This window comes from Pseudomonas sp. LG1D9 (genome assembly GCF_002949995.1).
Classification (GTDB): domain Bacteria; phylum Pseudomonadota; class Gammaproteobacteria; order Pseudomonadales; family Pseudomonadaceae; genus Aquipseudomonas; species Aquipseudomonas proteolytica.
The window spans coordinates 80,331-91,808 of sequence record NZ_CP026881.1; the positions used below are offsets into that span (position 1 = coordinate 80,331).

General features: G+C 63.0%; 8 protein-coding genes. 4 read left to right on the plus strand and 4 right to left on the minus strand.

Annotated elements, in window-relative coordinates; translation table 11 throughout:
* The first annotated feature begins 64 nt into the window (after nt 1-64).
* Entirely contained in the window at nt 65-1,606 is a 1,542-nt protein-coding gene (locus tag C5F71_RS00375) for an MFS transporter (RefSeq protein WP_104910354.1), read from the plus strand.
* A gap of 90 nt (nt 1,607-1,696) precedes the next feature.
* On the opposite strand, the gene sohB is transcribed toward C5F71_RS00375, so the two are convergent.
* The gene (sohB, locus tag C5F71_RS00385) at nt 1,697-2,719 is read right to left on the minus strand and encodes a protease SohB (RefSeq protein ID WP_029293703.1); all 1,023 of its coding nucleotides are present in this window, start codon (nt 2,717-2,719) and stop codon (nt 1,697-1,699) included.
* A gap of 193 nt (nt 2,720-2,912) precedes the next feature.
* On the opposite strand from sohB, the gene C5F71_RS00390 reads away from it, so the two are divergent.
* From C5F71_RS00390 to C5F71_RS00400, 3 genes are all read left to right on the plus strand, one after another.
* Entirely contained in the window at nt 2,913-3,623 is a 711-nt protein-coding gene (locus C5F71_RS00390; protein WP_029293701.1) for a histidine phosphatase family protein, read from the plus strand.
* A 56-nt stretch (nt 3,624-3,679) separates the two neighbouring features.
* A complete protein-coding gene (locus C5F71_RS00395; protein WP_029293699.1) occupies nt 3,680-3,994 on the plus strand; it encodes an SCP2 sterol-binding domain-containing protein in 315 nt (104 codons plus the stop codon).
* Between the two features lie 188 nt (nt 3,995-4,182).
* On the plus strand, nt 4,183-5,553 hold the full coding sequence (locus C5F71_RS00400; RefSeq protein ID WP_104910356.1) for a VOC family protein: 1,371 nt from the start codon (nt 4,183-4,185) through the stop codon (nt 5,551-5,553).
* 146 nt (nt 5,554-5,699) lie between these two features.
* Here C5F71_RS00400 and C5F71_RS00405 read toward each other — a convergent pair whose 3' ends face one another.
* The 3 genes from C5F71_RS00405 to C5F71_RS00415 form a co-directional block, all read right to left on the minus strand.
* Nucleotides 5,700-5,939, minus strand: a complete 240-nt coding sequence (locus C5F71_RS00405; protein ID WP_032857259.1) for a DUF465 domain-containing protein — start codon at nt 5,937-5,939, stop codon at nt 5,700-5,702.
* A 78-nt stretch (nt 5,940-6,017) separates the two neighbouring features.
* On the minus strand, nt 6,018-8,555 hold the full coding sequence (locus tag C5F71_RS00410; RefSeq protein ID WP_070996099.1) for an excinuclease ABC subunit UvrA: 2,538 nt from the start codon (nt 8,553-8,555) through the stop codon (nt 6,018-6,020).
* A gap of 58 nt (nt 8,556-8,613) precedes the next feature.
* On the minus strand, nt 8,614-10,731 hold the full coding sequence (locus C5F71_RS00415; protein WP_104910357.1) for a PAS domain-containing hybrid sensor histidine kinase/response regulator: 2,118 nt from the start codon (nt 10,729-10,731) through the stop codon (nt 8,614-8,616).
* Nucleotides 10,732-11,478 lie beyond the last annotated feature (747 nt).

Consider the following 11,478-nt stretch of genomic DNA (forward strand, 5'->3'; position numbering starts at 1 on the left):
AGTAGAGAGTCGCTACGATGCCCGTCAAATCCAGCTTGCCTGTTGCCTGCCAGGTAATCATGCCATGAGCCAGGTCAGCCCACGCCTTACCTTGTTGACCGCCTCGGGGGTCTGCTCGCTGATTGTCCTCGATACCAATATCGTCGCCGTGACCCTGCCGACTATCGCCCGCGACCTGGGGGCCAATTTTGCCGATATCGAATGGGTGGTCAGCGCGTATATGCTGGCGTTCGCCGCCCTGCTGTTGCCGGCCGGGAGCATTGCCGACCGCTTGGGTCGCAAGAAAACCCTGCTCTGTGGCCTGGTTATTTTTATCCTCGCCTCCCTGGGCTGTGGCGCCGCCCCCAACGTGCTGCTGCTGGATATCGCCCGCGCCGTCAAAGGTGTCGGTGCGGCGTTACTGCTGACATCAGCCCTGGCGTCCATCGGCCACGCCTTTCACGATGAACTGGAACGGGCCAAGGCCTGGGCCTTCTGGGGCGCCTGCATGGGCGTGGCGATGACCGCCGCGCCGACCCTCGGCGGCCTGATTACCCACTACCTGGGCTGGCGCTGGATTTTCTACCTCAACCTGCCGGTGGGCCTGGCGTTACTGGCGCTGGTCCTGCATGCCATACCGGAATCGCGCGACAGCCAATCGGCGCGCCTCGACCCTTGGGGCAGCCTGACCTTCAGCGCCAGCCTGCTATGCCTGATCTGGGGCCTGATCGAAGCCAACCGGATCGGCTGGGACAACCCGTTGACCTCTGCGCGACTGCTTGGCGGCGCGTTCCTGCTGGGCCTGTTTGTGTGGGTGGAGCGCTTGCAACACCGACCGATGGTGGACCTGCAACTGTTCCAGTCGCCACGGTTTGTCGGCGCGTTGCTGGGGATGTTTGCCTATGCCGGCTGTGCCCAGGTGATGATGACGCTGCTGCCGTTTTACCTGCAGAACGGCCTGGGGTTTTCGGCGATTGCCTCGGGCTTGGGGATGCTGCCGTTTGCCCTGACCATGCTGATCTGCCCGCGTATCGGCGCACGCCTGGCCAGCCGCTTTGCCCCGGCCACCCTGATGGCGGCCGGGCTGGCCCTGGTGGGCAGCGGCAACCTGCTCAGTGCCTGGGCCGTGAGTGTCGGCGGTTATCTACCGTTCGCCCTGGCAATTGCAGTGACCGGCGCCGGTGCCGGGCTGCTTAATGGCGATACCCAGAAAAACATCATGGCCTGCGTGCCGAGGGACCGGGCGGGGATGGCCTCGGGCATGAGTACCACCATGCGTTTCAGCGCGATCATGTTGGCGATCGGGGTATACGGGGCGCTGCTGGCCAGCCATAGCGAGCATCTGCTGCAAGCCAGCCTTGGCGCGCAATGGCAGGCTCAGGTACCGGGGATTGCCTCGCGGGTAGTGGCCGGGGACATGCCTGCGGCCATGGCGCTGCTGCCGGAATCGGTGCAAGGGCAGGTGCAACCTTTGGCCTGGCAGGCGTTTGTCGGTGGGTTTGGCCGGGTATTGTGGGTGGCGGGAGTGTTGAGCCTGCTGGGGGCGCTGGTGGTGGGCCTGCTGATGAGGCATCCGATTCCCACACCTTGTAGGAGCGAGCTTGCTCGCGAAGGTCGTCAACGGTAACGCGGGTTTGTTGGATGACCGCGTTGGTCTTGAGTTCTTCGCGAGCAAGCTCGCTCCTACAGAGGCGGGCCCGGCTCCAGGCGGGCCGTGTTACCAGAAGCGCTGCTGGGTCAGGCGGCTCCACCAGGTCAGCAGTACCCGGTCCACCGAGCCGCTGGCCGCCAGGCCCACCCGCTCCTGCAGGCTTTTGCGCTCGGCATAGTGCAGGTGGAACAGTTCGGCGGTCTTGGCCTTGGTCGCCAGGTATTCGTCGCTGGTCTGCAGGGCGTCCACCAATTGCTTGTCCAGCGCTGCGACGCCCAGCCAGACTTCGCCGGTGGCCACATCATCAATCGCCAGTTGCGGGCGATAGCGCGAGACGAAGTTCTTGAACAGTTGGTGGGTGATATCCAGGTCTTCCTGGAACTTCTCCCGGCCTTTCTCGGTGTTTTCGCCAAACACCGTCAGGGTGCGCTTGTACTCGCCAGCGGTCAGCACTTCGAAGTCGATATCGTGCTTTTTCAGCAGGCGGTTGACGTTGGGCAACTGGGCTACCACGCCAATCGAACCGAGGATCGCAAACGGTGCACTGATGATCTTCTCGCCGATGCACGCCATCATGTAGCCGCCGCTGGCCGCAACCTTGTCGATGCACACCGTCAACGGCACGCCCGCCTCGCGGATGCGTGCCAATTGCGACGAGGCCAGGCCATAGCTGTGGACCATGCCACCGCCGCTTTCCAGGCGCAGCACCACCTCGTCCTTGGGCGTCGCCAGGCTCAGCAGTGCGGTGATTTCATGACGCAGGCTCTCGGTGGCCGAGGCCTTGATGTCGCCGTCAAAATCCAGGACAAACACCCGTGGCTTGGACTCAGGGGTTTTCTTGTGTTTTTTCTCGGCCTTGCCCTGGGACTTGCGCAGGGCCTTGAGCTGATCCTTGTCGAGCAGGGTCTGCTCCAGGCGCTCGCGCAGGCCTTTGTAGAAATCGTTGAGCTTGCTGACCTGCAACTGCCCTGCATTCTTGCGCCGGCCCTTGCTGCGCAACGCCGCGAAACTGATCAGCACCACCAGGATGGCGACGACCAACGTGACGGTTTTAGCCAGAAAACTTGCATACTCAGCCAAAAACTCCATGGGACTCCTTACAGATACGGTGCGCCAGGCGCGGATTGCCCCAGCATACCGATGGGACTGCCGGTGAGCCAGAGCTGAAACCCCTTGAAACGGGCCTCTAACGAGCTTTTAAAACAAGCGTATGTTTTTTCATTGACAGCTTCCCGGCATCCTCATAACCTCGCCAGACTTTCAACGTACCGGGTGAACGGACGTGGGCAGCATCTATTTGATTCGACATGGCCAGGCCTCCTTCGGTGCAGACGACTATGACGTCCTGTCGCCCGTCGGTGTGCAGCAGGCACAGGTACTGGGCAGCCACCTGGCGGATCTGGGCCTGATGTTCGACCGCTGCGTGTCGGGCGACCTGCGCCGCCAGCAGCACACCGCCAACGCCGCGTTCGAGTCCATCGGCGCCCAAGGCTTGCCGGTGCCGCCCCTGGAAATCGACAGCGCCTTCAACGAATTCGATGCCGACGCGATCATCCGCGCCCTGCTCCCGGATTTGCTCGACAGCGAGCCCGAAGCCCTGGAGATCCTGCGCAACGCGCCACACAACCGTAGCGAGTTCCAGCGGATCTTCGCCCTGATCATCGAGCGCTGGCTGAGCGGGACCTACGACACGCCCGGCCTGGAAAGCTGGTTGGGGTTTGTCGAACGGGTCCGGGGTGGCTTGCAGCGTCTGCTAGAGGCGGCGGACAACTCCCACAAGATCGCGGTATTTACCTCTGGCGGCACCATCACCGCCCTGCTCCACCTGATTACCCGCATACCTGCCGCCCAGGCTTTCGAGCTGAACTGGCAGATTGTCAACACCTCGCTCAACCACTTGAAGTTCCGTGGACGCGAGGTGGCACTGGCTTCCTTCAACAGCCATACCCACTTGCAACTGTTGAAGGCGCCGCAGCTCATCACTTTCCGATGAATTGCGGCCAACCGTGACCCCAAGGTCACTGGCACCACCCATAAAAGGATCGAACCATGACTGACGTAGCTAAAGCCGTAGAAGCAATGAAAGCCAAATTCAACCCAGGCGCCGCCGACGGCCTGGACCTGGTGTTCGGTTTCCGTATCGACGACACCCAGAACTTCTCGCTGGTGGTTAAAAACAACACCTGCGAACTGCTGGAAGGCGAAAACCCTGACGCCCAAGTGACCCTGGTCATGGACGGCGACACCATGAAAGGCATCGTCGACGGTTCCACCGACGGTATGCAGGCCTTCATGGGCGGCAAACTGCGCACCGAAGGCGACATGATGCTGGCGATGAAGCTGAGCGAACTGTTCCCGGCCTGATCCAGGGCAACCTGGGTTGACCAATCCCGCCTGCCCAGGCGGGATTTTTGTTTGTGCCGGTTCCCGCAGTGGAACTCATTCATTTGCAGAATGAAGTCCAGAGGAATCTTCATTTGCACCCACGGGCAACGCCCAACAAAATCTGGCTCACGGCCCATACCACCGTTATCGCAGCCAGGATTTTTTCTATGCCTACCCCGCGCCATATCAGCCCCGACGACATCCGCAAAGACTTCTCCAAGGCCATGTCCGACATGTACCGCGAGGAAGTGCCGCTGTATGGCGCGCTGCTGGAGTTGGTGGCCGACACCAATGCCCGGGCGCTGGCGAGCAATCCCGACCTGGCGCGGCAACTGCAGCGCACCGGTGAAATCCAGCGCCTGGACATGGAGCGCCACGGCGCCATCCGCCTGGGCACTGCCCTTGAACTGGCAACCATTAGTCGCCTGTTTGCGGTGATGGGCATGCACCCGGTGGGCTACTACGACCTCACCCCGGCCGGCGTGCCAGTGCATTCCACGGCCTTTCGCGCAGTGCATGAAAGCGCCTTGCAGACCAGCCCGTTCCGGGTCTTCACCTCGCTGCTGCGCCTGGAACTGATCGAAAACCTTGAACTGCGGGCCTTTGCCGAAGCCGCCCTGGGCAAGCGCTCGATCTTCACCCCACGGGCGCTGGCCCTGATAGAACAGGCCGAAGCCGACGGCGGCCTGAATGCCAACGATGCCCAGGCCTTTATCCGGCAAGCCCTGGAAACCTTTCGCTGGCACCACACAGCCACCGTCAGCGCCGCCCAATACCAACAACTCAGCGCCCAGCACCGGCTGATTGCCGATGTGGTGGCCTTCAAGGGCCCGCACATCAATCACCTGACCCCACGCACCCTGGACATCGACCGCGTACAAGCCGACATGCCCGGCAAAGGCATCACCCCCAAGGCCGTGATCGAAGGCCCACCCCGCCGCCAATGCCCGATCCTGCTGCGCCAGACCAGCTTCAAGGCCCTCGACGAAGCCATCGCCTTTACCGATGCCACGGGCAGCCACAGCGCACGCTTTGGCGAAATCGAACAACGTGGCGTGGCCCTGACGCCCAAAGGCCGGGCACTCTACGACCAGTTGCTCAACGCCGCCCGGGATGAACTGGGCGCCTTCCCCAATGAGGCCAACGCCCAGCGCTACACCGAACTGATGGAGCAGCACTTCCAGGCCTTCCCGGATAACCACCGGGCCATGCGCGAGCAGGGGTTGGCGTTCTTTCGTTACTTCCTGACCGACAAGGGCCGCGCAGCCGATAAGAGCCCGCTCCCCAATCTGGACGCACTGCTTGAGGCCGGTTACGTGGCAATCGAACCGTTGGTGTATGAGGATTTTCTGCCGGTCAGCGCGGCGGGGATTTTCCAGTCGAACCTGGGCGATGCGGCGCAGAGTCACTACGCGGCCAACGCCAACCAGGCCGAATTCGAACAGGCCTTGGGCCGCCAGACCATTGATGAGTTGCAGCTGTACGCCGACACCCAGCAGCGCTCGATAGACGCCTGCCTGCAGGCGCTGCGCACCTAGAAAATAGAGTTCGCCCGACACCACAACGCAATCCATGCGCAGTCAACGTGCCCCAGGGTCGGGCGAACGGTTGGGATAATAGGCAGTGCAGGGGTGGCTGTCCTTGTGGCAATTCTGAACAAATATGGCGCCTCCCCAGGCGTTGGCTAATGCCCTTTGGTCTGCTCCAGTTGTTCGACGATTTTATCTTTGATCAACAGGCGTTTCTTCTTCAGGTTCTCCACATCATCGTCATTGGCACTTGCGGATTCAGCTTCCAGTACCTCCTTGTCGGCGACGTCATACTGAGTGAGCAATACATCCAACCGATGGTGGCTTGCCCGACGCTGCTGAACGTCTTCCTTGCTCAACCCCAAATCCTGATAAAGATCATGTTTCACTGGCATGAAGTACCTCCGCAAGTTAATCAATGACTGGTACACCTTGAAGCTAGCCCATCCATGGGCCTCTTGTCATGCCCAAGGTCAATTCCCCGGGCCCAGCTCGCGTGCGAGGAACGGTGCGGTGCGGCTGGTTTTGCTTTGGGCGACGTGTTGGGGCGTGCCGCTGGCGACGACTTGGCCGCCCTGGTCGCCGGCGCCTGGGCCGATGTCGATGACCCAGTCGCTCTGGGCCACCACGCGCATTTCGTGTTCGACCACAATCACTGTGTGACCGGCGTCCACCAGATGGTTGAGTTGCAGTAGCAGGCGGTCAACGTCACGGGGGTGCAGGCCGGTGGTAGGCTCGTCGAGGACGTACAGGGTTGCGCCCCGCGCGGTGCGTTGCAGTTCGGTGGCCAGTTTGATCCGCTGGGCCTCGCCGCCGGACAGTTCGGTGGCCGGCTGGCCCAGGCGCAGGTAGCCCAGGCCGATGTCGCGCAGGACCTGCAACGCACGCAGTATGCCCGGCTGTTCGGCGAACACGTCCACCGCCTGTTCGACGGTCAGGCCCAGTACCTGGGCAATGTTCAGGCCCTGCCAGGTAATCGCCAGGGTCTGGGGGTTGTAGCGCGCCCCGTGGCAGGTGGGGCAAGGTGCATAGACGCTGGGCATAAACAGCAATTCGACGCTGACAAAACCCTCGCCCTCGCAGTTCGGGCAACGACCCTTGGCCACGTTGAAGGAGAACTGCCCGGCATCGTAGTGGTGTTTTTTCGCGGCTGGGGTGGCGGCGAACAGTTTGCGCACGTTATCGAACAAGCCGGTATAGGTCGCGAGGTTGGAGCGCGGGGTGCGGCCGATGGGCTTCTGGTCCACCTGTACCAGGCGGCGGATCTGTTCCAGGCCCGCGCGGATGCGCCCGCCGCTGGTTTGCGGTGCCGGGTCTTGCAGGTCGGGCTCATCCTCGCTGACCACCGCCCGCCCCAGCCCCTCACCCACCAGGTCCAACAGCGCCTGGCTGACCAGGCTGGATTTACCCGACCCCGAAATCCCCGTCACCGCCGTAAAACAACCCAGGGGGAAGTCCACGCTCACCTCGTCGAGGTTATTGCGACTGACCCCTTCCAGGCTGAGCCAGCCACTCGGCGCACGACGCGAAGGGTTCAGCGGTTGCGGCTCGGCAAACAGGTATTCGCGGGTCTGTGAGGCTTGGACCTGTGCCAGGCCTGCCGGTGGGCCGCTGTACAACACTTGGCCGCCCTGCTCGCCGGCTGCCGGGCCGACGTCGATCAGCCAGTCGGCGCGGCGCATGGTTTCCAGGTCGTGCTCCACCACAAACAGCGAGTTGCCGGCGGCTTTCAGGCGCTCAAGGGCGGTGAACAAGGCCTCGCCATCCGCCGGATGCAAACCGGCCGACGGTTCATCCAGCACGTAGATCACCCCGAACAACTGCGAGCCCAATTGCGTCGCCAGGCGCAGGCGCTGCAACTCCCCAGAGGACAGGGTCGGCGTACTGCGCTCCAGAGACAGATAGCCCAGGCCCAGGTCGGTCAGGGTGCTGACCCGCTCCAGTAAATCCTGGGCGATACGTTGGGCGGCCAGGCGTTTTTCCAGCGAAAGTTTTACCCGCCCTTTGCCCTCGGCCACCGGACGCAGGAGTTGCGCCAGTTGCAACAGCGATAGCTGCGACAACTCGCCAATATCCACCCCAGCAAACTTCACCGACAGCGCCGCCTTGTTCAGGCGCTTGCCCTCGCACAGGGGGCACGGGCTGCCCTGCATAAATTGCGCGACACGCTTTTTCATCAGCGCGCTCTGGGTGTGGGTGAAGGTATGCAGGATGTAGCGCCGGGCGCCGCTGAAGGTGCCCTGGTAACTGGGTTCGAGCTTGCGCTTGAGGGCGTCGCGGGTTTGCGCCGGGGTCAAGCCGGCGTACACCGGCACCGTGGGTGTTTCCTCGGTGAAGAGGATCCAGTCGCGCTGTTTTTTCGGCAGCTCGCGCCAAGGAATATCGACGTCGTAACCCAGCGTCACGAGAATATCCCGCAGGTTTTGCCCCTGCCAGGCCAGTGGCCAGGAAGCCACGGCACGCTGGCGAATGGTCAAGGAGGGATCGGGCACCATCAGCGCCTCGGTCACTTCATACACGCGGCCCAGGCCGTGGCACTGCGGGCAGGCGCCCTGGGGCAGGTTGGGCGAGAAATCCTCGGCGTACAGCATCGGCTGCCCCGGCGGATAGCTGCCGGCACGGGAATAGAGCATGCGGATCAAGCTGGACAAGGTGGTCACGCTGCCCACCGACGAGCGTGTGCTCGGCGTACCCCGCTGCTGTTGCAACGCCACGGCGGGCGGCAAGCCTTCGATGGAGTCCACATCCGGTACGCCCACCTGGTCGATCAGGCGCCTGGCATAGGGCGCCACCGACTCGAAATAGCGCCGCTGCGCCTCGGCATACAGGGTGGAAAACGCCAGGGACGACTTGCCCGACCCCGACACCCCGGTGAACACCACCAGGGCATCCCGTGGGATGTCCACATCGACATTGCGCAGGTTATGTTCACGGGCGCCCCGCACCCGGACAAAACCGGGGCGCGCGGCAAGAAGATTGGTGCCTGGCGGCAAGTGGCGCGCTGAAGTCATGGTCAACCTTGTTGAGGGTGGCAGGTCCTGCGGTGGAGCCAGGAACCGGGGCAAACGTTCAATTACGTGCATTGAGTACTGAGCGTACCCGCTGCGCGAGGGCATCAGGGCTATAGGGTTTACCCAGCAGGTGAATATCGGCTCCCAACTGGTGATTGCTGGAAAGCACGTCGCGGGTATGCCCGGAGGTAAACAACACAGCAACGGGCGGCTGTTGTACCTTGGCCCACTCGGCCAGGTCCGTGCTTTTGAACCGCCCCGGCATGACTACGTCGGTAAAGATCAGGTCCGGCCGCAAACCGGTGCGCAGCATCAACATCGCGTCATCGCCGTCCTCGGCAGTGAGCACCGTGTAGCCGGCCTGTTGCAGCAACTCCACCGCCGCGGCACGTACACCTTGGTTGTCCTCCACGACCAGGATGGTTTCGCGGCCGCCTTCCTGCAACATCACCTGGGCAGGCGCTTCCTCGCTTTCCGGCTCAAGGCTGTGGGGGAAGTACATCTGCACTACGGTGCCCTGGCCCGGCTCGCTGCTGACCTGCACATGCCCGCCACTTTGCTTGACGAAACCAAACACCATGCTCAAGCCCAGGCCGGTGCCGTGACCGTCTGGCTTGGTGGTAAAGAACGGCTCGAAGACCCGCCGCAGCACCGCCGGCGACATACCGGCCCCGGTGTCGCTGACGGACAGGCGCACATATTCACCGGGGGCAATCCCGTTGCGGCTGCCCTCCTCGGGCGACAAGGTGATGTTTTCACCGGTGATGCGGATCACCCCCTCGCCTTTCATGGCATCCCGGGCATTGATCGCCAGGTTGAGCACGGCATTTTCCAGCTGATTGCGATCGACATGGATGCACCACGGGTCTTGCGGCAATTGCACATCGATCTGGATGGTTTCCCCCAGTGCCCGCTGCAGTAACTCACCCAGGCCTTCATAAATGCGCCGGGGGTTGAACACCGCCGGTGACAGGGGCTGGCGCCGGGCAAACGCCAGCAGTTGCGAAGACAGCTTGGCGCCGCGTTCGACGGCAGCCAGGGCAGCCCCGACGCGCCGTTGTACCTGGGGGTTATCCCGTTCATGGCGAGCCAGCAAGTGCAGGTTGCCGGCAATCACCTGCAGCAGATTATTGAAGTCATGGGCCACGCCCCCCGTCAGCCCGCCAATGGCCTCGAGCTTCTGCGACTGGCGCAACTGGTCCTCGGCGGCCGAGCGCGCCTGGACTTCGGCGGCGACGCGCTGCTCCAGATTGTGGGTGAGCTTGAGCAGGGACTCTTCCGCGATCTTGCGCACATGGATATCAATGATCACCCCGGGAAAGCGCAGCGGCTGCCCCTGCGCATCCAGTTCGCAACGCCCGCTGGCCAGTACCCACAGATAGCTGGCGTCAGGGCGCCGCACGCGAAATTCGACGCTATATGACCCGCCGGCTTCCAGGGTGCGGGCGATCAGGCGGCTGACCCGCGCCAGGTCATCGGGATGGATGATCTCGGTGGCGGTGGCGATGGGCAGGCCCTGCTCCACATCGTCCATGGACAGGCCCAGGGTGCGAGCGAAACGCTCGTCTCCCGACAGGCGATCCGGCAACACATCCCAGACAAATGAGCCCAGCAACGCCCCGGCATTGAGCGCCAGTTGCAAACGCTCGTCCGCCACACGGTAGGCACCCTCGGCTTCCTGGCGCAAACGCTCGGACAGCACGTGCGCGGTGGTCTCCACGACAATCGCCAGCACCCCGGCCGGCTGCTGGTCGTCACCGGCTACCGGGCTGTAATAGAGGTCCAGCCACAAGTCTTCGGGTTGACCATTGCGCAGCAGCGTCAAGGCCTTGTTGCGATAGGACAAGGTGCCGCCGGCCAGGCAGGTACTCATGACATGCCGGTTGAAGTCGGCCACTTCCGGCCAACCCTGCTCCACCGGCATGCCCAACAGGGACGGATGCCGGCCGCCGGCAAACACCGAGTAACTGTCGTTGTAGATCATGTACCCGGCGCGCCCCCAGAGCATCACCATCGGCACCGGCGAGGCCAGGAGCATCTGCACGGCACAGGTCAGGCTGGTGGACCAACTGTCAATCGAGCCCAGGTCCGTGTTCGACCAGTCAAAGGCACGAATCCTTTGGGCCATTTCACCGCCCCAGCCGTCACAACCATGGGTATTGGATAAAAATTGCATGGACCCTGCTCATACAAAGAGAAGACGTTCGCCAAGGTTGGAGCATAGCGGTGCTGGATGGTTTCACTCTGTATCAATGTGGCTAGGGGGCTGCCCCTCGCGGGGTTGCGCAGCAAGCTCCAGAACCTGCCACCTTGGGGTGTCTGGTGGAGCATGGTGAGGCGGTTGGGGTGGCTTTGCCACCCAGCGCGGGGCAAGCCCGCTCGCCACATAAAGACGGTGGTCCGCAGTAGGTTCCTGGGTGCGGCTAGTTTCTTGTGGCTAAGGGGCTCGTCCCCCGCTGGGTTGCGCAGCAGCCCCAGAACCTGCCACCTTGGGGTGTCTGGTGGAGCATGGTGAGGCGGTTGGGGTGGCTTCGCCACCCAGCGCGGGGCAAGCCCGCTCGCCACATAAAGACGGTGGTCCACAGTAAGTTCGAGGGTGCGGCAAGTTTCTTGTGGCTAGGGGGCTCGTCCCCCGCTGGGCTGCGCAGCAGCCCCAAATCCTGCCACCTCGGGGTGTCTGGTGGAGCATGGTGAGGCGGTTGGGGTGGCTTTGCCACCCAGCGCGGGGCAAGCCCGCTCGCCACATAAAGACGGTGGTCCACAGTAGGTTCCTGGGTGCGGCAAGTTTCTTGTGGCTAGGGGGCTCGTCCCCCGCTGGGTTGCGCAGCAAGCCCCAGAACCTGCCACCTTGGGGTGTCTGGTGGAGCATGGTGAGGCGGTTGGGGTGGCTTTGCCACCCAGCGCGGGGCAAGCCCGCTCGCCA

Excerpts from the sequence above, each read along its gene's own strand:
- C5F71_RS00400 (WP_104910356.1), top strand. The coding sequence starts at position 4,183 with ATGCCTACCCCGCGCCATATCAGCCCCGACGACATCCGCAAAGACTTC.
- C5F71_RS00410 (WP_070996099.1), bottom strand. The coding sequence starts at position 8,555 with ATGACTTCAGCGCGCCACTTGCCGCCAGGCACCAATCTTCTTGCCGCG.
- C5F71_RS00405 (WP_032857259.1), bottom strand. The coding sequence starts at position 5,939 with ATGCCAGTGAAACATGATCTTTATCAGGATTTGGGGTTGAGCAAGGAA.
- C5F71_RS00375 (WP_104910354.1), top strand. The coding sequence starts at position 65 with ATGAGCCAGGTCAGCCCACGCCTTACCTTGTTGACCGCCTCGGGGGTC.
- C5F71_RS00415 (WP_104910357.1), bottom strand. The coding sequence starts at position 10,731 with ATGCAATTTTTATCCAATACCCATGGTTGTGACGGCTGGGGCGGTGAA.
- C5F71_RS00395 (WP_029293699.1), top strand. The coding sequence starts at position 3,680 with ATGACTGACGTAGCTAAAGCCGTAGAAGCAATGAAAGCCAAATTCAAC.
- sohB (WP_029293703.1), bottom strand. The coding sequence starts at position 2,719 with ATGGAGTTTTTGGCTGAGTATGCAAGTTTTCTGGCTAAAACCGTCACG.